Annotated in this window: 17 protein-coding genes; 5 read left to right on the plus strand and 12 right to left on the minus strand. The window is 65.4% G+C overall.

Features of this window, described 5'->3' with window-relative positions; all coding sequences use genetic code 11:
• Nucleotides 1–195 precede the first annotated feature (195 nt).
• Nucleotides 196–837 carry a TetR/AcrR family transcriptional regulator gene (locus ACVWZ5_RS19870; RefSeq protein ID WP_062574955.1) on the minus strand — a complete coding sequence of 214 codons (642 nt, stop codon included), beginning with the start codon at nucleotides 835–837 and terminating at the stop codon, nucleotides 196–198.
• 171 nt (nucleotides 838–1,008) lie between these two features.
• Between ACVWZ5_RS19870 and ACVWZ5_RS19875 the strand changes: the two genes are divergently transcribed.
• Together ACVWZ5_RS19875 and ACVWZ5_RS19880 are read left to right on the plus strand one after the other, a co-directional pair.
• Complete coding sequence (locus tag ACVWZ5_RS19875) at nucleotides 1,009–2,109, plus strand: efflux RND transporter periplasmic adaptor subunit (RefSeq protein ID WP_062574954.1); 1,101 nt, start codon at nucleotides 1,009–1,011, stop codon at nucleotides 2,107–2,109.
• Nucleotides 2,110–2,115: 6 nt separating this feature from the next.
• Nucleotides 2,116–5,181, plus strand: coding sequence for an efflux RND transporter permease subunit (locus tag ACVWZ5_RS19880; protein ID WP_084942490.1), 3,066 nt, complete (start codon nucleotides 2,116–2,118; stop codon nucleotides 5,179–5,181).
• 66 nt (nucleotides 5,182–5,247) lie between these two features.
• On the opposite strand, the gene ACVWZ5_RS19885 is transcribed toward ACVWZ5_RS19880, so the two are convergent.
• Entirely contained in the window at nucleotides 5,248–5,937 is a 690-nt protein-coding gene (locus tag ACVWZ5_RS19885) for a DUF4197 domain-containing protein (protein ID WP_050704395.1), read from the minus strand.
• Between the two features lie 65 nt (nucleotides 5,938–6,002).
• The gene (plsB, locus tag ACVWZ5_RS19890; RefSeq protein WP_062574952.1) at nucleotides 6,003–8,492 is read right to left on the minus strand and encodes a glycerol-3-phosphate 1-O-acyltransferase PlsB; all 2,490 of its coding nucleotides are present in this window, start codon (nucleotides 8,490–8,492) and stop codon (nucleotides 6,003–6,005) included.
• A gap of 224 nt (nucleotides 8,493–8,716) precedes the next feature.
• Here plsB and ACVWZ5_RS19895 point away from each other — a divergent pair, with 224 nt between their 5' ends.
• A complete protein-coding gene (locus ACVWZ5_RS19895) occupies nucleotides 8,717–8,926 on the plus strand; it encodes a cold-shock protein (protein WP_011535295.1) in 210 nt (69 codons plus the stop codon).
• A 64-nt stretch (nucleotides 8,927–8,990) separates the two neighbouring features.
• Here ACVWZ5_RS19895 and ACVWZ5_RS19900 read toward each other — a convergent pair whose 3' ends face one another.
• The 4 genes from ACVWZ5_RS19900 to ACVWZ5_RS19915 form a co-directional block, all read right to left on the minus strand.
• Nucleotides 8,991–9,368 (minus strand): hypothetical protein, encoded by a 378-nt coding sequence (locus tag ACVWZ5_RS19900; protein WP_028690691.1) that lies wholly within the window; start codon nucleotides 9,366–9,368, stop codon nucleotides 8,991–8,993.
• 17 nt (nucleotides 9,369–9,385) lie between these two features.
• On the minus strand, nucleotides 9,386–10,198 hold the full coding sequence (locus ACVWZ5_RS19905) for a putative RNA methyltransferase (protein ID WP_062574951.1): 813 nt from the start codon (nucleotides 10,196–10,198) through the stop codon (nucleotides 9,386–9,388).
• Nucleotides 10,198–11,349, minus strand: coding sequence for a succinyl-diaminopimelate desuccinylase (gene dapE, locus ACVWZ5_RS19910; RefSeq protein WP_028690689.1), 1,152 nt, complete (start codon nucleotides 11,347–11,349; stop codon nucleotides 10,198–10,200). Before dapE ends, ACVWZ5_RS19905 begins: the two co-directional genes overlap by 1 nt.
• 199 nt (nucleotides 11,350–11,548) lie before the next feature.
• On the minus strand, nucleotides 11,549–14,140 hold the full coding sequence (locus ACVWZ5_RS19915) for a glycosyltransferase (protein ID WP_062574949.1): 2,592 nt from the start codon (nucleotides 14,138–14,140) through the stop codon (nucleotides 11,549–11,551).
• Between the two features lie 287 nt (nucleotides 14,141–14,427).
• Between ACVWZ5_RS19915 and tcdA the strand changes: the two genes are divergently transcribed.
• Nucleotides 14,428–15,237, plus strand: coding sequence for a tRNA cyclic N6-threonylcarbamoyladenosine(37) synthase TcdA (tcdA, locus tag ACVWZ5_RS19920; protein WP_062574948.1), 810 nt, complete (start codon nucleotides 14,428–14,430; stop codon nucleotides 15,235–15,237).
• 14 nt (nucleotides 15,238–15,251) lie between these two features.
• Here the strand turns inward: tcdA and ACVWZ5_RS19925 are convergent, their stop codons facing one another.
• The 4 genes from ACVWZ5_RS19925 to ACVWZ5_RS19940 all read right to left on the minus strand — a co-directional run bounded on the left by ACVWZ5_RS19925 (nucleotide 15,252) and on the right by ACVWZ5_RS19940 (nucleotide 18,380).
• Nucleotides 15,252–15,662 (minus strand): SufE family protein, encoded by a 411-nt coding sequence (locus tag ACVWZ5_RS19925; RefSeq protein ID WP_457340805.1) that lies wholly within the window; start codon nucleotides 15,660–15,662, stop codon nucleotides 15,252–15,254.
• The gene (locus ACVWZ5_RS19930; protein ID WP_343578806.1) at nucleotides 15,659–16,864 is read right to left on the minus strand and encodes a cysteine desulfurase; all 1,206 of its coding nucleotides are present in this window, start codon (nucleotides 16,862–16,864) and stop codon (nucleotides 15,659–15,661) included. The genes ACVWZ5_RS19925 and ACVWZ5_RS19930 overlap by 4 nt, the downstream gene beginning before the upstream one ends.
• A gap of 91 nt (nucleotides 16,865–16,955) precedes the next feature.
• Nucleotides 16,956–17,990 carry a 2,3,4,5-tetrahydropyridine-2,6-dicarboxylate N-succinyltransferase gene (gene dapD / locus ACVWZ5_RS19935; protein ID WP_062574945.1) on the minus strand — a complete coding sequence of 345 codons (1,035 nt, stop codon included), beginning with the start codon at nucleotides 17,988–17,990 and terminating at the stop codon, nucleotides 16,956–16,958.
• A 42-nt stretch (nucleotides 17,991–18,032) separates the two neighbouring features.
• Entirely contained in the window at nucleotides 18,033–18,380 is a 348-nt protein-coding gene (locus ACVWZ5_RS19940) for an ArsC family reductase (protein WP_028690683.1), read from the minus strand.
• Nucleotides 18,381–18,660: 280 nt separating this feature from the next.
• Here ACVWZ5_RS19940 and ACVWZ5_RS19945 point away from each other — a divergent pair, with 280 nt between their 5' ends.
• Nucleotides 18,661–20,307 carry a Na+/H+ antiporter gene (locus ACVWZ5_RS19945; protein ID WP_062574944.1) on the plus strand — a complete coding sequence of 549 codons (1,647 nt, stop codon included), beginning with the start codon at nucleotides 18,661–18,663 and terminating at the stop codon, nucleotides 20,305–20,307.
• Here ACVWZ5_RS19945 and ACVWZ5_RS19950 read toward each other — a convergent pair whose 3' ends face one another.
• The gene (locus ACVWZ5_RS19950; RefSeq protein WP_186600476.1) at nucleotides 20,308–21,045 is read right to left on the minus strand and encodes a zinc metalloprotease; all 738 of its coding nucleotides are present in this window, start codon (nucleotides 21,043–21,045) and stop codon (nucleotides 20,308–20,310) included. It lies immediately after the preceding gene.
• Between the last annotated feature and the right edge of the window lie 104 nt (nucleotides 21,046–21,149).

Here is a 21,149-nt window from a genome sequence, read left to right on the forward strand (position 1 = left end):
GCGGTCCTCCCGGGAGCAAGAACGGAGCGAGGGGACCCCGGAGCGCAGCGTAGGGGCCGGATGAACGGAGCGGAACGGTTTTGCCTACTTTTCCCTAGAGAAAAGTAGGTCGCCGTAAAGGCGAAAAGGTGACTAAATGTCGACATCGCCTACGAATGAGCATGCAAAAATCAAAACAATCACCCCGAATCCGAACTACCCCCGAAAAGCCCGAACAAAAACCCCAACAGCCTCCCGCACATGCGCCTCAGCCTCATCCCCACTCAGCGCCTGCGCACACCCCAGCAACAACCGATAATCCGGCGCCCCCTTGACCAGGCAGAAGAAATGCTCCGCCGCCCGCAACGGGTTGTCTATCCGCAGCAACCCTCGCTGGTCGACACAGTGCAGCAGCGCCGCCATCCCGGCCATCACCCGCTTCGGCCCCGCCTCGTAGAAATACTGCCCAAACCCCGGATCCTGGCTACCGAGGGCAAAGATCAGGCGACTCAGCTTGACCGCCTCGTCACTGCTGATGAGCGCCTGGAACCCCCGGGCAATGTTCAGCAGCACATCCTCCACCGCCACCCCTTCCGGGTACTCGAACATCAAGTCAGGCAACTGGTTCTGGCAGGTGGACATGACCGCAGCGCCGAACAGCGTCTGCTTGTCGGTGAAATGGCTGTAGACGGTGAGCTTTGAAACACCTGCCGCCGCAGCGACCGCATCCATGCTGGTGTTGGCATAGCCAAGGCTGAGGAACAGGTGCTTGGCGGCTTCGAGGATGGCCTCGCGCTTGGCCAGGTCCTTTGGCCGGCCTGGGCCGATGGGTGCGTCGTTGGACATGGGGGACCGCATTCAATGTGAAAGAGGCACATCTTACCGGGTCGTGAAGGTGTCGGCTGCAGCATACGTCGCAAGGCTAATATGGATTTTCTCTGACACGCCCGCTTCCCCGGCCCGGTTCGCTGACTTAATATACTCGCCAGTATAAATATTCGATGCGTCCTCTGCCAAAGGTCATTCATCATGTTGCGTCGTGCGTTGTCCCTCGCCCTGCCGGCAGCCGCCGTGCTTCTGCTTTCCGCCTGCGGCCAGGAGGCCGCGCCACCCGCCGCGCCGCGCCCGGCGCTGGTGGTCCAGCCGCAACCCGCGCAGGCCTCGGCCGATAGCTATCCAGGCGAGGTGCGCGCGCGCTTCGAGCCTGAGCTTGCGTTTCGCATCGGCGGCAAGGTCAGCAAGCGCCTGGTGGAAGAGGGGCAGCGGGTCAAGGCCGAGCAGCCGCTGGCCGAACTCGATCCCCAGGACGTGCGCCTGCAACTGGAGGCCAACCGCGCCCAGCTGGCGGCGGCCGAGGCCAACCTGGCGCTGGTCCGTGCCGAACGCGACCGCTACCAGAAGCTGCTGGACCGGCAGATGGTCAGTCGTTCCCAGTTCGACAACGCCGAGAACCTCTACCGTGCCGGCCAGGCGCGGCTGAAGCAGGCCAGGGCCGAGTTCGAAGTGGCCGGCAACCAGGCCGAGTACGCGGTGCTGCGCGCGCCCCAGGCCGGGGTGGTCGCCAAGCGCCAGGTCGAGGTGGGCCAGGTGGTGGCCGCCGGTCAGACCGTGTTCACCCTTGCCGCCGACGGTGAGCGCGAAGTGGCCATCGGCCTGCCCGAGCAGCAGTTCGCCCGCTTTGCCGTCGGCCAGGCGGTGAGCGTGGAACTGTGGTCGCATCCTGACCGGCGTTTCGAGGGACTGATTCGCGAGCTCTCTCCGGCGGCGGACCCACGTTCGCGGACCTTTGCCGCACGCATCGCCTTCACCTCCAATGCCACGCCGGCCGAGCTCGGCCAGAGCGCCCGGGTGTTCATCGATCATGCCGAACGCTCGCCACTGGCGGTGCCGCTCTCGGCGGTGACCGCAGAGGCCGGGCAGGCCTATGTCTGGCGGGTCGGCAAGGATAACCGCCTGGAGCGTGCGCAGGTGCGCCTGGGCGCCTATGGCGCCGACAGCGTGCCGGTGCTCGAAGGACTGCAGCCCGGCGACTGGGTGGTCGCCGCGGGCGGTCATGTGCTGCGCGAAGGGCAACAGGTGCGGCCTGTGGACCGCAGCAATCGTGAAGTGAACCTGGCGGCCAAGGAGTAAGTCCCGATGGGTTTCAACCTTTCCGCCTGGGCGCTGCGCAATCGCCAGATCGTGTTGTTCCTGATGATCCTGCTGGCGGCGATCGGCGCCATGTCCTACACCAAGCTGGGGCAGAGCGAAGATCCACCCTTCACCTTCAAGGCCATGGTCATCCGCACCCTGTGGCCCGGGGCGACCGCCGAGGAAGTGTCGCGCCAGGTCACCGAGCGCATCGAGAAGAAGCTCATGGAGACCGGCGAGTACGAGCGGATCGTCTCGTTCTCGCGGCCCGGTGAGTCCCAGGTCACCTTCATGGCCCGTGACTCGATGCATTCCGCGGATATTCCCGAGCTGTGGTACCAGATCCGCAAGAAAGTCGCGGACATCAAGCACACCCTGCCGCCCGAGGCGCAGGGGCCGTTCTTCAACGACGAGTTCGGCACCACCTTCGGCAACATCTATGCCCTGACCGGCGCCGGCTTCGACTATGCCGTGCTCAAGGACTACGCCGACCGTATCCAGATCCAATTGCAGCGGGTCAAGGACGTGGGCAAGGTCGAGTTGATCGGCCTGCAGGACGAGAAGGTCTGGATCGAACTGTCCAACGTCAAGCTGGCCACGCTGGGCGTGCCGCTGGCCGCCGTGCAGCAGGCGCTGCGCGAGCAGAACGCGGTGAGTACCGCAGGCTTCTTCGAGACGCCCAGCGAGCGCCTGCAACTGCGGGTCAGCGGGCGCTTCGACAGCGTCGAGCAGATTCGCCAGTTCCCCATCCGCGTAGGTGACCGCACCTTCCGTATCGGCGACGTCGCCGACGTGCAGCGCGGCTTCAACGACCCACCCGCGCCGCGCATGCGCTTCATGGGCGAGGATGCCATCGGCCTGGCGGTGTCGATGAAGGACGGCGGTGACATCCTGGTGCTCGGCAAGGCCCTGGAAACCGAGTTCGCCCGCCTGGCGCAGAGCCTGCCGGCGGGCATGGAACTGCGCAAGGTGTCCGACCAGCCGGCGGCGGTGAAGGCCGGGGTCGGCGAGTTCGTGCAGGTGCTGATCGAGGCACTGGCGATTGTCCTGCTGGTGAGCTTCTTCTCCCTGGGCCTGCGTACCGGCCTGGTAGTGGCGCTGGCGATCCCACTGGTACTGGCCATGACTTTCGCCGCCATGCACTACTTCGGCATCGGCCTGCACAAGATCTCGCTGGGGGCGCTGGTACTGGCCCTGGGGCTGCTGGTGGACGATGCGATCATCGCGGTGGAGATGATGGCGATCAAGATGGAGCAGGGCTACGACCGGCTCAAGGCTGCGAGCTACGCCTGGACCAGTACCGCGTTCCCGATGCTCACCGGCACCCTGATCACCGCCGCCGGTTTCCTACCGATCGCCACGGCGGCCTCGAGCACGGGGGAATACACCCGCTCGATCTTCCAGGTGGTGACCATTGCCCTGCTGACCTCCTGGGTCGCCGCAGTGGTGTTCGTGCCTTACCTGGGCGAGCGCCTGTTACCGGACCTGGCCAAGCTTCACGCGGCCCGCCATGGCGCCGACGGGCATGCCCCCGACCCCTATGCCACGCCGTTCTACCAGCGCGTCAGGCGGGTGGTGGAGTGGTGCGTGCGGCGGCGCAAGACGGTGATCGTGCTGACCATCGCCGCATTCGTCGGCAGCATCCTGCTGTTCCGTTTCGTGCCGCAGCAGTTCTTCCCGGCCTCCGGCCGGCCGGAGCTGATGGTCGACCTGAAACTGGCCGAAGGCGCTTCGCTGAACAACACCGCCGAACGGGTCAAGCAGCTGGAGGCGCTGCTCAAGCAGCAGGACGGCATCGCCAATTACGTCGCCTACGTCGGCACCGGCTCGCCGCGTTTCTACCTGCCGCTGGACCAGCAACTGCCGGCGGCGAGCTTTGCCCAGTTCGTGGTGCTGGCCAAGTCGCTGGAGGACCGTGAGCGTCTGCGCAGCTGGCTGATCGGCACCCTCGACCAGCAGTTCCCCGACCTGCGCTCGCGGGTCACGCGCCTGGAGAACGGCCCGCCCGTGGGCTATCCGGTGCAGTTCCGCGTCACCGGCGAGCACATCGAGAAGGTCCGCACCCTGGCCCGCGAGGTGGCGGCCAAGGTGCGCGAGAACCCCCATGTGGTCAACGTGCACCTGGACTGGGAAGAGCCGAGCAAGGCGGTGTACCTGGATATCGACCAGGACCGTGCCCGGGCGCTGGGGGTGAGCACCGCGCAGCTGTCGAGCTTCCTGCAGAGCTCGCTGACCGGCAGCAACGTCAGCCAGTACCGCGAGGACAACGAGCTGATCGAGATCCTCCTGCGCGGCACCCCGGAGGAGCGGCGCGAGCTGGGTAACCTGGGCAGCCTGGCGGTGCCCACCGACAACGGCCAGAGCGTGGCCCTGTCGCAGGTGGCGACCCTGGAATACGGCTTCGAGGAAGGCATCATCTGGCACCGTAACCGCCTGCCCACTGTCACCGTGCGCGCCGATATCTACGACAAGGAGCAGCCGGCGACCCTGGTCAAGCAGATCCAGCCGACTCTGGCCCAGATCAAGGGCGAGTTGCCCGATGGCTACCTGCTGGAAGTGGGCGGCACAGTGGAGGACTCCGAGCGTGGCCAGCGCTCGGTGAACGCTGGCATGCCCTTGTTCATCGTGGTGGTGCTGAGCCTGCTGATGATCCAGCTGCGCAGTTTCTCGCGGATGTTCATGGTGTTCCTCACCGCGCCCCTGGGGCTGATCGGCGTGACCCTGTTCCTGCTGGTGTTCCGCCAGCCGTTCGGCTTCGTCGCCATGCTCGGGACCATCGCCCTGGCGGGGATGATCATGCGCAACTCGGTGATCCTGGTAGACCAGATCGAACAGGATATCGCCGCCGGGATGGAGCGTTGGCAGGCGATCATCGAGGCCACGGTGCGGCGCTTCCGGCCGATCGTGCTGACCGCGCTGGCGGCGGTGCTGGCGATGATTCCGCTGTCGAGGAGCGTGTTCTACGGGCCGATGGCGGTGGCGATCATGGGTGGGTTGATCGTCGCCACGGTGTTGACCCTGCTGTTCCTGCCGGCGTTGTATGCGGCGTGGTTCAGGGTCAGGAAGGACTGACAACATCGCGGGTCAAGCCCGCTCCCACGGTGGGAGCGGGCTTGACCCGCGATCGGAACCGACGCCTCAGAGTGCGCCGAACACCTTCTTGGCCAGGCTGGTCGCGGCACCGGCCGGGTTCTGGCGAATGCTCTCTTCCTGCTTGGCGATCATCTCGAACAGCCCGTCCAAGGCTTTCTCGGTCACGTAGCTCTCGATGTTGGCGCTCTTGGCGTCGACAACGCCCAGGCCTGCGGCCTGCCCGGCGAAGTTGTTGTACTGCTGGGCCAGGCCGACCTTGTCGGTGGCCTGCTTGACGATCGGCAGGAACTTGGCGCGGATCTGCTCGCGGCTGCTCTTGTTCAGGTACTGGGTGGCCGAGTCCTGGCCGCCGCTGAGGATGCCCTTGGCATCGGTCACGGTCATCTTCTTCACCGCGTCCACCAGGATCGCCTGGGCTTGCGGCACTGCGGCCTCGGCTGCCTTGTTCATGCTGGTTTCCAGGGCTTCGACCTGCTCACCCTTGCCGAACATCTTCATGGCCTTGGCGGCCTTGCCGAGGTTGCCCGGCAGTTCGATGCGCACGTCGGGGTTGTTGCTGAAACCGCCGGGGGTGCTCAGTTGCTTGACGGCGATCTGCGCGCCTTGGGTGAGGGCGTCCTTCAGGCCGCCGGAGGCGTCGCTCTGGGACAGGTCGCCCAGCGACAGGGCCAGGGCGCTGGCCGACAGCAGCAGGCCGGCGCACAGGGTGGTGAAGCGCAAGGAGGAGCGAATCATGGGGATTTCCTTATGGGCAGAATGGAGCAGGTTCAGCGTATCGGGTAGACCGGGATCGGGCCAGTTCACTCAACCGCCACAGGTTCCGGTGTTTCATCGCGGTGCAAGGCTACCTGGCGGATCGACAGGCGCAGCTCCGCCGACAGTACCCGCTTGGCCACGCCTTCGGCCAGCTCGGCGAGCTTGTCGTGGTAGCCCAGCTTGCCATCGGTGTCCGGCTGCAGCACGCCCTCGCGCACCAGGGTCTGGATGAAGTGGCGGAACAGGGTCTTGTCGAAGAACTCCGGGGCGTTCAGGCCATGCAGGATCGACAGGCGCTGGGCCATCATCACACACAGCTCCTCCAGCTCCTCGGCGCTCAACGTGTGTTGGCCGCTGTTGAGCAGCAACGAGGTGGCCATGTAGAAGCGCTGCAGGGTCTGGGTGATGGTGCGCGCCAGCAGCGTCAGCAGGACGAACTGCCGCGAGCTGGGGGCCGGGCGCATGTAGATGTCCTGCTCCCTGCGCAGCAGCCCCTGCTCGACCAGCGCTGTCAGCCATTGGTCGATCACCTCGTCCAGTTGCTCGGGCGTCCAGCGCAGGAACAGCTCGGCCTGCAGGTACGGATACAGCGCTCGTACGTACTGGCCCAGCAGGTCGCGGCTCATGCGCGAGCTGCTGAGGAAGAAGCTCGCCAGCAGCCCCGGCAGGGCGAAGATGTGCAGCACGTTATTGCGGTAGTAGGTCATCAGCACCGCGTTGGCTTCGTCCAGGTAGAGGATGCGACCCAGCGCATCCTTCTGCTCGGCCAGCAGGTCCATGCCCAGCACATGGTCGATCAGCGCCTTGCCGTCGCCATCGGGCAGGGTGGTGTGTGGCGAGTAGGGCACCTGGCGCAGCAGGGTCAGGTACAGGTCGAGCACGCGGGTCAGGGCGCGCTCGTCCAGGGCCAGGCGGCTGGTCGACAGCAGGGCCAGGGCCACCAGGTTGACCGGGTTGATCGCCGCGGCTTCGTTCAGGTGACGGGCCACCGTCTCGCCCAGGCGGGTGGTGGTGTCGTTGAGCCAGGCCGGGCGGAACTGCGGGGCGAGCGGCTGATCGCGCCAGCCGGGCTGCTGTTCGTCGAGGAAACTATTGAGGCGGATCGGCTCGCCGAAGTTGACGTAGACCTGGCCGAAGCGCTGCTTGAGCGCGCCGATGACCTTGAAGATGTCGAAGATCGATTCTTTCTTCTTGCTGGCGCCGCGCAGTTCGCCCAGGTAGGTGCGGCCTTCGAGCACCCGCTCGTAGCCGATGTACACCGGGACGAAGACGATCGGCGTGCGCGAGGAGCGCAGGAAGCTGCGCAGGGTGATCGCCAGCATGCCGGTGCGCGGCTGCAGCATGCGCCCGGTGCGCGAACGGCCGCCCTCGACGAAGTACTCCACCGGGAAACCCTTGGTGAACAGGGTGTGCAGGTACTCGTTGAACACTGCGGTGTACAGCGGGTTGCCCTTGAACGTGCGGCGCATGAAGAAGGCGCCGCCGCGGCGCAGCAGGCCGCCGATCACCGGCATGTTGAGGTTGATGCCGGCGGCGATGTGCGGCGGCGTCAGGCCATTGCGGAACAGCAGGTAGGACAGCAGCAGGTAGTCGATGTGGCTGCGGTGGCAGGGCACGTAGATCACCTCGTGGCCGGGGGCGATGCCCTGCACCTGCTCGATGTGGTTGACCTTGATGCCGTCGTAGATCTTGTTCCAGAACCAGCTGAGCACCACTTCGAGGAAGCGGATGGCGGTGTAGGTGTAGTCCGAGGCGATCTCGTTGCCGTAGTGCAGCGCCTTGGCCTCGGCCTTGGCGTAGGGGATCTTCTCGCGGTCGGCCTCGTCGCTGATGGCCTGGCGCACCAGCGGGTCGTGCACCAGGCCCTTGACCAGGTTGCGTCGGTGCGAGATGTCGGGGCCGATCACCGCGGTCTTCAGGTTGCGGAAATGCACGCGCATCATGCGCTGGGCCATGCGCACTGTGCGCTCGTGGCCCTTGTTGTGCTGCACCAGTTCGCGCAGGTGGATCGGCGCGGAGAACTGCACCCGGGTCTTGCGCCCCAGGATCAGCACGCTGAGCAGGCGGCGCAGGCGGCCGGTGACGGCCCAGCTGTCGGCGAACAGCAGCTTCCACGGGCTCGACTCGCTGGCGGGGGTCTGGCCCCAGAACACGCTGACCGGAATGATCTGCGCGTCTTCCTCGGCGTGCTGGCTGATCGCCGCGACCAGGCGCTCGAGCGTCGGTGGCGCGCCGCGTTTGTCCTGGCGGCCGAGCCAGTCAGGCTCGGGGGTCAGGTAGAAGAACGCCGCGGGCTCCTGCAGCGGGCCGACAGCCACCGGCAGCACCGGGCGTGGCAGCCCCGCCTTGGTGCACTCGTGGTCGATCACGGCCAGGTCGGTGAGCGACGGCGAGGAGAGGGCGTAGAACACCGGTCGGCTGCGGTCGAGCTTGAGCGTCAGCGAGGATTGGTTGATGGTTTCGGAGCGCACCCACAGGTAGAGAACGCGACGCAGGGCGCCGAAGATGAGGCGGCGCAGGGGAGAACGGGTCATGGGGTGGGGCCCTGGGTGAAAGTTTGTTTTACAGCCTGTTAGTCTGCCGTATCTGCGTAAGTTCAGCAAAATTCGGCCAAAAATGACCCTGTCATGAATTTTTTTTGTTCCCTGTCATATACTCGGCCTGCCGCTTGCAGGATATTTGTGCAAGCTGCGTCGGCGCGGACGGTGAACCCGCGCCAGCAAGGCGATCTTCAAAATAAAAATCCGGAGTAGTTCAGATGTCGTCTCGTGAGACTGGGAATGTGAAGTGGTTCAACGATGCCAAGGGTTATGGCTTCATTCAGCGCGAAGGTGGTGCGGACGTGTTCGTCCACTATCGGGCTATCCGCGGTGAGGGGCATCGCACCCTGGTCGAAGGGCAGCAGGTCGAGTACGCCCTCGTGCAAGGCCAGAAAGGCCTGCAGGCCGAGGACGTGGTAGGGCTCTGAGCCTCGAGGCTTGACGCTCAAGCTGCAAGTTGACCGTGGAACTTGCAGCCTGATGCGAACAATTTCAGTGCGTGCGCCAGGTGATTTCCTGTTCACCGTCGGCGCTGATGCGGATCCAGCGATCGGCATCTTCTTCACCGTCCTCCTCCGTCCAGCTGCCTGGCGCGCAACGCACTTCGACGTTGAGCGCGGCGAATGCCGCCCGGGCGCAGGCGATGTCGTCGGCCCACGGGGTCTGGTCGCTTTCCAGGTACAGGCTGTTCCATTTTCCCACAGCCTTCGGTAACCAAGTGACCGGAATGTTACCGGCCGTGCACTTGAAGGTCTGGCCCTTCTGCTTCCATTCGCTGCACGGCCCCAGGGCCTGGGTGAGCCAGTCGGCGATCTGCTTGTGGTCGACGTCGTCGTCCTTGAGGTAGATCTCGATATCGGGTTGACGCATGGGGGGCTCCAGTGTGCTCAGTCTTGGCGCACGAAATAGTCATAACGCATGGAAACGGTGACCTCGAAGGGTTCGGGCTGGTCGATCACCCGCGCGCGCTTCTCGGCGCTGGCGCGCCAGCCGTGCGGGGTCATGGCCAGCAGGTCGGCGCGGGCCTTGGCGTCGGCCAGGCTCAGGCGGAACTCGAGAATCTCGCCGTGGGCGTGGGCCATGCCTTCGGGGACCAGGGCCAGGTGCTTGTCGTCGGCGTAAGGGCGCACTTCATCGTAGAGCACCTCGCGCAGTTCCATCAGGTGGCCGCTGGTCGGGCCGACCCGCATCAGGCCGCCGCCGGGTGCCAGCAGGCGCTTGGCCTCCTGCCAGTCGAGCGGGCTGAACACGCTGGTGATGAAGCCGCAGCTGGCATCGGCCATGGGCACGCGGGCCATGCTGGCGACCATCCAGGTCACTTCGGGGGCGCGGCGGCAGGCGCGCTTGACCGCCTCGCGGGAGATATCCAGTGCGTAGCCGTCGGCCGCCGGCAGGGCCTGGGCGATTTGCGCGGTGTAGTAGCCTTCGCCGCAGCCGATGTCCAGCCAGGCCTGTGGCTGGCGCTCGGCGGCCAGTTGCGCCAGGCGCCGGGCCACCGGCGCGTAGTGGCCGGCGTCGAGGAAATCGCGGCGGGCTTCGACCATGGCCTGGTTATCGCCCGGATCGCGGCTGTTCTTGTGCTGCACCGGCAGCAGGTTCAGGTAGCCCTGGCGGGCGCGGTCGAAACGGTGGCCGGCGGGGCAGGCCACGCCGTTGTCGAGTCGCGCCAGGGGGGCCTGGCAGAGTGGGCAGGCGAGCATCAGGCGAGCAACCGCACCAGGGTCTGGTAGTAGATTTCGGTGAGCAGGTCGAGGTCGCTGGCCAGGATGCGTTCGTCCACCTGGTGGATGGTGGCGTTGACCGGACCGAGCTCGACCACCTGGGTGCCCATGGTGGCGATGAAGCGGCCGTCGGAAGTGCCGCCGCTGGTCGACGGACGGGTCTCGCGACCGGTGACCGCCTTGATGCTCGACGACACCGCATCGAGCAGATCGCCCGGCTCGGTGAGGAACGGCAGGCCCGACAGCGCCCAGTCGATGCTCCATTCCAGCTGATGCCTGTCGAGGATCGCCGCGACGCGTTGCTGCAGGCCCTCGACCGTCGATTCGGTGGAGAAGCGGAAGTTGAACAGCGCGGTCAGCTCGCCCGGGACCACGTTGGTGGCGCCGGTGCCGGAGTTGAGGTTGGAGATCTGGAAGCTGGTCGGTGGGAAGAACGCGTTGCCTTCGTCCCAGTGCTCGGCGGCAAGTTCCGCCAGGGCCGGCGCGGCCAGGTGGATCGGGTTGCGCGCCAGGTGCGGGTAGGCCACGTGGCCTTGCTTGCCGCGCACGGTCAGCTTGGCGCCGAGTGAGCCGCGACGGCCGTTTTTCACTACATCACCGAGCAGGGTGGTGCTGGACGGTTCGCCGACGATGCACCAGTCCAGACGTTCGTTGCGCGCCTTGAGGCGCTCGACCACGGCCTTGGTGCCATGGTGGGCCGGGCCTTCCTCGTCGCTGGTGATCAGGAAGGCAACCTTGCCGCGGTGGTTCGGGTAGTCGTGCACGAAGCGCTCGCTGGCCACCACCATCGACGCCAGGCTGCCCTTCATGTCGGCGGCGCCACGGCCGCAGAGCATGCCGTCGGCATCGATCAGCGCCTCGAACGGCTCATGCTGCCACTGCTGCACCGGGCCGGTGGGAACCACGTCGGTGTGGCCGGCGAAGCACAGCACCGGGCCATCCTGGGTGCCATGGGTGGCCCAGAAATTGTCGACGTCTTCGATACGCATCGGCTCGAGCTGGAAGCCGACGGCGCCCAGGCGGTTCATCATCTGGGTCTGGCAGTCGGCATCGACCGGGGTGACCGAGGGGCGACGGATCAGGTCGCAGGCCAGTTGCAGGGTAGGCGAGAGCTCGGCTGGGGCCGTCATTGAGGGACTCCGGGGCATGGCAAGGCGGGAAACTGAGGGGCGTTATCTTATATCAAATTGACGGGCCGATGGGGCCGCTGTGCGGCCCTTTCGCGACACAAGGCCGCTCCCACAGGAGTTGCACAGGCCTTCTGGGCTGCGGTGATCCTGTGGGAGCGGCCTTGTGTCGCGAAAGGGGCGCGCAGCGCCCCCGGCAATCTCAAGCCTGTTGCGCTTCGGCGGCCTTCTCGGCGGGCTTGGGCAACGACGACAGCAACGCCATCACCAGCGCCGCCAGGTATGGCAACGACTGCACCAGCAGCATCGCCACCCAGAAGCGCATGTCCGAACTCGGTAGCCCTTGCACCAGGTAGATCCCCAGTGCAGCGCCCCACAGCAACAACATGATGAACAGCTCTTCGCGGGCCTCGGAGATCGCCACCAGCACACCGTGGCTGTCGGCATTCTTTGGCGTGCGGAAGAACGGCATGCTGCTGGTGAAGAACCCGTACAGCACCGCCTTGGCAATGGTGTGCGACAGCGCCAGCCCCGCCAGCGCGGCGGCGAAGGCATCCTTCAGGTTGACGCCGACCGCGCGGCGGTAGAGGAAGACGATCTTGCCGACCTTGAAGAAGAACAGCGCCAGCGGCGGAATGGCGAACATCATCAGCGGCGGGTCGACCCGGTGCGGCACGATGATCATCGCCGCCGACCACAGCAGCGCGCCGACGGTGAAGAAAATGTTCATGCCATCGGCAATCCAAGGCAGCCAGCCGGCCAGGAAGTGGTAGCGCTGGCCACGGGTCAGCTCGCTGCCCTTGCCACGCAGCAGGGCGCCGGCGTGGTGCTTGATGATCTGGATGGCGCCGTAGGCCCAGCGGAAGCGCTGCTTCTTGAAGTCGATGAAGGTGTCGGGCATCAGGCCCTTGCCGTAGCTGTTGTGGGCGTAGGCCGCCGACAGACCCTTCTCGAACACGCGCAGGCCAAGCTCGGCATCCTCGCAGATGCACCACTCGGCCCAGCCCAGTTCCTCGAGCACGCTGCGCCTGGTCATGGTCATGGTGCCGTGCTGGATGATCGCGTCACGGTCGTTGCGGGTGACCATGCCGATATGGAAGAAGCCCTTGTATTCGCTGTAGCACAGCTTCTTGAAGGCGCTCTCGTGCTGGTCGCGGTAGTCCTGGGGCGATTGCACCACGGCGATCTTCGGGTCGGCGAAGTGCGGCACCATGTGCTTGAGCCAGTTGCGATCGACACAGTAGTCGGAGTCGATCACCGCGATCACCTCGGCGTCCTTGGCCGTGTGCGGGATCAGGTAGTTCAGCGCGCCGCCCTTGAAGCCGGCCAGCGGCGCGACATGGAAGAACCTGAAGCGCTCGCCGAGCTTCTCGCAGTGGGCCTTGAGCGGTTCCCACACGGCTGGGTCCTTGGTGTTGTTGTCGATCACCAGCACTTCGTAGTCCGGGTAGTCCAGCGCGGCGAGGGCATCCAGGGTCTGCTTCACCATCTCCGGGGGTTCGTTGTAGCACGGCACATGTACCGAGACCTTCGGCCGGTAGGCGCTGTCACCCTGCACGGGCAGGAATTCCCGCCGTCGCTTGTGAATCCACACCGCCTCGGCCAGTTCGTGGGCCTCGGTCAGCAGCACGATGAACACCCCGAGGGCGCCCAGTGCCAGCAGCACACCCACGGTGAGGCTGAACCAGGTGCTGTACTGCTGGCTGTAGTCGTAGGCGATCCACACCAGCACCGACCCGCACAGGAAGGTGATGAAGGTGAGGAAGGTACGCCCGCGCTGGCGCAGGGCCGAGCCGTCGATCAGCAGGATGGCCAGGGCGATCATCGCCAGCACCACCGAGGCCACGGCCAGGGCGCGCCATTGCGGGATGGCCACGATCGGGCCTTCAAAGTTGAATTTCTGTTGGCGCTCGGCGTTGTACACGCCCCAGTAGGCGCCCACCGAGCCTTCGTCACTGGCCTTCCACGGCTGGTCGTAGGCCTCGATGACGAAGTAGTTGTAGCCACGGCGGTTGAGGGTGTTGACCAGGGTGCGCAGGTAGATGGCCTGGTCGGCCTGGGTGGCGTCGGCGCCGCCACGCATGCGGCCGTTGCTTGGCCAGCCGACCTCCGAGAGCAGCAGCGGCTTGCGTGGGAATTGCTTGCGCAACTCGCGGGCGCGGTCGAGGACGAACTGCACCGAGTCCTTCATGGGCACGAATTCCCAGTAGGGCAGGATGTGCGCGGCGATCAGGTCGACGTGTTTCGCCAGCTCCGGGTGCTCCTTCCAGATGTGCCACTGCTCACTGGTGGTCACCGGCACCTTGACCGCGGCACGGACCCGGTCGAGGTAGCCGATCAACTGCTCGGCGGTAACTTCCTCGCGAAACAACGCCTCGTTGCCGACGACCACCCGCACCACGCTGCGCGAAGTGTTGGCCAGGCCGATGGCCTTTTCGATCTCCCGCTCGTTGCGTTCCTGGTCGTTGCTGATCCAGATCCCCAGGGTGACGCGCAGGCCAAGCTCCTCGGCCAGGCGCGGCACCTCGGCCTGGGTACCTTCGACGGTGTAGATGCGGATGTTGTCGGTCAGCTTGTTCAGTTGCTCAAGGTCCTGGCGGATCTCATCCTCGCTGGGGTACTGGCCCTTCTGCGGGCTTTGGCCGAGACGGAAGGGCGAGTAGGAAAAACCGGAAATCTGTTCCGGCCAGGCGGGGGCGGATACCGGGCGGTTGATCAAGGCCCAGAACCCGGTGAACAGCGCGGCGATGGCCAGGACCACTACCAGGTTGAGACCGAATTTGCGTGATGACATAGGTGTTCGAGGTTCCGAAGAGGGGCGCGAGGCGTAGCCGCTGGGGCGTGGGTCCACGGATTCCGGGGAAGGTAACCCGTTGGATTGTCGGCAGGGGATGTAGTTCTCAGTCCGCCTGCCTGTCGTCCAGATATAGTTACTTGATAGGACATTAAAGCAGGCTTGGTAGGACTTTTTCCAACCCGTGGCCGCTCTGGCATGCCCTGGCGGCATGATCGGGTGGTGCGCTTTGCCCGCGAACCCATGGCTTGGCCTATAATGCGCGCCGGTTTTTTCGGGGTATCAGCATGAGTACAGAAGATCCACGCTTTGCCGGCGTCGCCCGGCTCTACGGTGACGACGGCTTGCAACGCTTGCGCCAGGCCCATGTGGCCATCGTCGGCATCGGCGGCGTCGGTTCGTGGGCGGCCGAAGCGCTTGCTCGCAGCGGCGTGGGCGAGATCAGCCTGTTCGACCTGGACGATGTCTGCGTGAGCAACACCAACCGCCAGGCTCACGCCCTCGAAGGCCAGGTCGGCCGGGCCAAGGTCGAGGTGATGGCCGAGCGCCTGCGGGCGATCAACCCGGCCTGCACGGTGCACGCGGTGGCCGATTTCGTCACCCGCGAGACCATGGCCGAGTACATCACCGAGCAGATGGACTGCGTGATCGACTGCATCGACAGCGTGATGGCCAAGGCGGCGCTGATCGCCTGGTGCCGCCGCCGCAAGATCGCCATCGTCACCACCGGTGGCGCCGGCGGGCAGATCGATCCGACCCAGATCCAGATCGGCGACCTCAACAAGACCTTCAACGATCCGCTGGCTTCACGGGTGCGCTCGACCCTGCGTCGGGACTACAATTTCTCGCGCAACACCAGCCGCAACTATGGCGTGCCGTGCGTGTTTTCCAGCGAACAGCTGCGCTACCCCAAGGGGGACGGCAGCGTGTGCCTGCAGAAGAGCTTTGTCGGTGAAGGCGTGCGCCTGGACTGCGCCGGTGGATTCGGCGCGGTGATGATGGTGACCGCGACCTTCGGCATGGTCGCGGCGAGCAAGGCCGTGGAGAAGCTGGTGGCGGGTGCGCGGCGCCCTTCTGAACGGATCAAGGCCCTGTAGGAGCGGCCTTGGATTTATTGAGCGGTCGCCAGTTCGGCCATCTTCAGCAGCACCGCATGCAGCCCATTGCTGCGCGACGGAGACAACTGCCGCTCAAGCCCCAACTGGGTAAACCAGGCGCTCAGGTCGAGCGCTGCCAATCGATCGCTCGCCAAGCCCTGCACCCGCACCAGCAGCAGTGCCAGCAAACCGCGCAACAGCCTTGCATCACTAGCGGCTTTGAAATGCCAATGACCCTTTTCTTGGTGGGCCACCAGCCACACCAGGCTCTCGCAGCCATGCACCCGGTTGGCCTCGATCTTCTCGCTGTCGTCCAGCGGCTCCAGCCGATCACCCCATTGCATCAGCAACCGCGCCCGCTGCTCCCAACCGCGTGCTTGCTTGAAGCTCTCCAGCGCCCGGCTGGCCTCGGCCGACAGGCTCATCGCAGCAGCTCCAGGCCCTGATCGAGTGCGTCGAAGAACCGTTGCAGGTCGTCGCTGTCGCTATAAAGCCCCAGCGACACGCGGATCGCGCCGTCCAGGCCCAGATGCCTGAGCAGCGGCATGGCGCAGTGATGCCCGGCGCGCACGGCGATGCCCTGTTCGGTCAGCAGGTGGGCAATATCGGCGTTGTGCACCCCATCAATGACGAAACTGGCCAGCGCCACCTGGGGCGCGCCGAGCAGACGAACCCCTTCGCGATCAGCCAGGCCGCGTACCAGGTGTTGGTGCAGGGTGGACTCATGGGCAACCACCGCGTTGGCGTCGAGGCTGGCCAGGTAGTCCAGGGTGGCGCCCAGGCTAATGACGCCGGCGATCGGCGGCGTGCCGGCTTCGAAGCCCAGCGGTGCCGGACGGAAGCTGGCGTCGTGGTAGTCCGCCAACTGCACCATCTCGCCGCCATACTGCCAGTGGCGCAGCAGTGCCAGCGCCTGCTGGCGACCGTACAGCACGCCCACGCCATCCGGACCGTACAGCTTGTGGCTGGAGAACACATAGAAGTCGCAGTCCAGCTGCTGCACATCGTGGCGACCGTGGACCACGCCCTGGGCGCCATCGACCACGCTCAGCGCGCCTTGGGCGCGGGCGTGGGCCAGCAACGGCGCCAGCGGCTGCCAGGTCCCCAGCACATTGGACAGCTGGCTGATCGCGAGCACGCGAGTGCGTGGGCCGATCAGTTGCAGAGCTTGCTCCAGGTCTACATGCCCCAGGTCGTTCACCGGCAGGATCACCAGGCGCAGTTGACGTCGGTGCGCCAGTTGTTGCCAGGGCAGCAGGTTGGCGTGGTGTTCCAGGCCGCTGACGGCGATTTCGTCACCGGCCTCGAAGCGGTGCTCCAGGCCATAGGCCAGCAAGTTCAGGGCCGAGGTAGCACCATGGGTGAAGACGATCTGCCGCGCGTCGGCGGCATTGAGCCAGGCGGCGACCTTGTCACGTGTGCCCTCGAATGCCTGGGTGGCCAGGGCGCCGGGCAGGTGCTGGGCGCGGTGCACGTTGGCGGCGCCATGGCCATAGTAATGGCCCAGGGCATCCAGCAGAGCCTGGGGCTTCTGGGTGGTGGCGGCGCTGTCCAGGTAGGTCTGGTGCTGCCGTTGCAGGGCGCCGATGGCGGGGAAATCGGCACGCCAGGGGGAGGGCTGGAACATATTAGCGGGGCCTGGAAAGAAAAATCGGGTCTGCTCACAGGCAAAACCTGGGAGCAGACCCGATCTTATCACTTCAAACCCAGGCGGGTTCTCAGTTGTGCGCGTGCAGCGCCTCGTTCAGCTCGATGGCTGACTTGTGGGTCTTGCACTCTACCGCGCCATTGAGCGAGTTGCGACGGAACAGCAGGTCGGTCTGGCCGGCCAGGTCGCGGGCCTTGACCACCTTGACCAGCTGGTTGTTCTCGTCCAGCAGATTCACCTTGGTGCCGGCAGTGATGTACAGGCCGGCCTCGACGGTGTTGCGGTCGCCCAGCGGGATGCCGATGCCGGCGTTGGCGCCGATCAGGCAGCCTTCGCCGACCTTGATGACGATGTTGCCGCCACCGGAAAGGGTGCCCATGGTCGAGCAGCCGCCGCCCAGGTCCGAACCCTTGCCGACGAATACGCCGGCGGAGACGCGGCCTTCGATCATGCCCGGGCCTTCAGTGCCGGCGTTAAAGTTGACGAAACCTTCGTGCATGATGGTGGTGCCTTCGCCGATGTAGGCGCCCAGGCGCACGCGGGCGGTGTCGGCGATACGCACGCCGGCCGGCACGACGTAGTCGGTCATCTTCGGGAACTTGTCCACCGAGAACACTTCCAGCAGTTCGCCTTTCAGGCGCGCTTCCAGTTGCAACTCGGCCAGCTCGGCCAGGTCGACCGCGCCCTGGTTGGTCCAGGCGACGTTCGGCAGCAGGGGGAAGATACCGGCCAGCGACACGCCGTGCGGCTTGACCAGGCGGTGCGACAGCAGGTGCAGCTTGAGGTAGGCCTCGGGGGTGGAGGTCAGGGCGCCGTCTTCGGCCAGCAGGGTGGCGACCAGCGGCTTGTGGCTTTCGGCCAGACGGGTCAGCAGGGCGGCCTGGGCGGCATCGACGCCCTTGAGTGCGTCGGCCAGTTGGGCGGCCTGGGCGGTGGTGAAGGCGATGGCCTGGTTGCCCCCTTCGTAGCCCAGCACTGGCGCGACGGCTGCGACCAGCTCGGCGGATGGCTTGAGCACGGGTTGTGCGTAGAAGACTTCCAGCCAGGCGCCCTGGCGGTTCTGGGTGCCGACACCGAAGGCCAGGCTGAACAGCGATTGAGACATGCGATTACCTCGTACAAAAAGGGGATGGAGCGTAATGCGGGATCAGGCCAGCGCCGCGGCGTACAGGTCGGGCTTGAAGCCGACCAGCGTGCGTTCGCCGAGGTCGAGCACCGGGCGCTTGATCATCGACGGTTGGGCGAGCATCAGTTCGACGGCCTTGGCCTGGTCGAGGTCGGCCTTGCTGGCGTCGTCGAGCTTGCGGAAGGTGGTCCCGGCGCGGTTCAGCACGACTTCCCAGCCATGCTCGTCGCACCAGCGGTTCAGGCTGTCGCGGTCGATGCCCTGGGTCTTGTAGTCGTGGAAGTCGTAGCCGATGGCCTTGTCTTCAAGCCAGGTGCGGGCCTTTTTCATGGTGTCGCAGGCTTTGATGCCGTAGAGAGTGTAAGCCATTGAATGCCTGGGGCCGCCTGGTCGGGCCGGGCTTCCCCGATGCTCCTTGAAGATTGGGTGGGCCGATTATGCGGTATCGATGGGGCTGGCGCCACGGCTGCGGGCTGGAAGGCGACGCCGATGTGTTTCACCGCTTCTCGTGTAGCATTGTGTTACACATTCCCGGCCAGGCTGCGACTATCGTGCAGCGGCCCACGATAGCGAGTCCCCGCTAACATATTGTTTCAATGGCGATGTTTCGCCTCGCTGTGGTTTCTCCGATCAAACAGGAAGCTCGCCGATGCAGTCAGCCTATACCGTTCTAATCCTGCTGATGCTGGTGAGCGTGTCGAAACTGGTCGGGCGGGTGCTGCCGCTGCCGCTGCCGCTGGTGCAGATTGGCGCCGGCGCGTTACTGGCCTGGCCGACCCTGGGCCTGCACGTGGCGCTGGACCCGGAGCTGTTTCTTTTCCTGTTCCTGCCGCCGCTGCTGTTCGCCGACGGCTGGCGCATGCCCAAGCGCGAACTGTGGCGCATCCGCGGGCCCGTGGTGGCCCTGGCGGTGGGGTTGGTGCTGTTCACCGTGGTTGGCGCCGGCTACTTCATTCACTGGCTGTTGCCGAGCATTCCGCTGGCGGTGGCCTTCGCCCTGGCGGCGGTGCTGTCGCCGACCGACGCCGTGGCCGTCTCGGCCATCACCCAGGACCGCCTGCCGACACCGCTGATGCACATGCTTCAGGGCGAGGCGCTGATGAATGACGCCTCGGGCCTGGTGACCTTCAAGTTCGCCCTGGTGGCGGCGATCACCGGGGTGTTCTCGTTGACCGAGGCCAGCCTGACCTTCGTCCTGGTCGCCCTCGGCGGCCTGGCGGTGGGGGTGGCGCTGAGCTGGCTGGTCGGGCGCCTGCGTATGTGGATGATCACCCGCGGCTGGGACGACCCGGCGACTCACGTGGTGTTCATGCTGCTGCTGCCCTTTGCCGCCTACGTACTGGCCGAACGGCTCGGCGTATCCGGCATTCTCTCGGCGGTGGCCGCCGGGATGATGCAGAGCTGGCTGGACCTGCTGCCCCGGCAGACCAGCACGCGCCTGCTCAATCGCAGTGTCTGGTCGCTGCTGGAGTTTGCCTTCAACGGCCTGATCTTCCTGCTGCTGGGGCTGCAATTGCCGGACATCATCAAGGCAGTGGTGACCGACGAAGCCGCAGCCTGGACGACTTTGGCCTGGCGCTGCCTGGATGTGGTGGCGATCTTCGCTGCGCTGGTGCTGTTGCGGTTCATCTGGGTGCAGAGCATCTGGCGGGCTATCGGCGTGGTCAGACGCTGGCGCGGCAAGCCTGCGCTGGTGCTGATGCCGACCGCGCGCTCCTGCTGGTTGCTGACCCTGGGCGGTGTACGTGGTGCTGTTACCCTGGCGGGTGTGATGTCGGTGCCGCTGCTGATCGGCGCAGGCAAGGTGTTCCCCGAGCGCGACCTGCTCATCTTCATCGCCGCCGGAGTGATTTTGCTGTCGCTGGTCAGCGCCTGTATTGCCTTGCCTCTCTTGCTGCGCGGGGTGACCAAGAGCCCGGACGAGCGCTTGCACCAGGAGGTGCAGGAGGCCTGGCGGCGCACCGCCGAGGCGGCGATCCATGCGCTTGAGGCCGAGGAGGTGATCGATGCCAACGCGCCGCAGGATGCCGCCCAGGCGACCCTGGCCACCGAGCTCAAGGCGCGGCTGATGGCCGAGTACCGCGATGAGCTGGACAGCTACAACGACAGCGCCGAGGCCCGGGCGCTGGCCGAGCAGATGGATCTGCTCGAACGTCGTTTGCGCCTGCGGGCCCTGCGTGCGCAGCGGCTGGAGTTGTACGAGTTGCATCGCCAGCACCTGGTCGGGGACGAAGTGGTGCGTCAGGTGCTAGGCGAGCTGGACCTGAGCGAGGCCAACCTCGGGCAGGTCCGCTAGTTATTTGCATGAAGCCGGATAGACCAGGCGCATGAAGCGCTTGTCCTTTTTGCTGATTTTCAGGTTATGGCTACGCTTGAACGCGTGGCGCGTGAGTTTCTGCCTGATGCGGTAGTGCATGATCGACCGCCTGTCATAGGGCAGGATGAGCAGGTCGCCGTTGTCGGGCAAGGGCAGGAACTGAGTGGCAAGGTCCTCTTCGATCAGGTCCTCGAGGTCATTCGGGTTGTTGGCCTCTTCGGCCAGGACCACGGCCAGCATTTGGCGCACCGCGTCCAGGTCCCAGGGTATGTTGGCCCTCGGGTGTTGGTGCTCATGCTCCATCCCCAATGCGTGTCCGAATTCATGCAGTACGAACGGCTCGAACAGCGGGTCCGACAGCTTGACCCCCAATGCCATGGTGGCACCGTCCACGTCCAAGGCCTGGTTGCCCAGGAAACTGAAATTCACGCCTTCCTGCACATCGGTCTGGATGCGGATCTCGGCTTTGTCGACATCGTTGTCGAGGAGCTCGAAGTTCAGATTGGCATATTTCAGCCATTGGCACGCGGTGTCGAAAATCGATTTCTTGAGCCACGGGCATGGCGTGCCGATGAACGAGATCCTGAGTGTCTGGCCGGGGCGCCAGAATGCAGAGTGATCGGCCACCGAGCGTTTCTTGCGCGGCTTCATCGCCTGGGGCAGATGCAGCTTCTGGCGTAGACGGTAGATCGTGTTTGCCACGAGAGTATCGGACATGGTTGTGCACCTTCAGGGGTTGAGAGGTGCCAACTATCGGTCGCCGGCGTTCTGCACCGACGGTACTTAATGCTTGTCTCGATAGAGATTGCGCCCCCCTGTGA

It is taken from the genome of Pseudomonas sp. TE6283 (assembly GCF_054060555.1).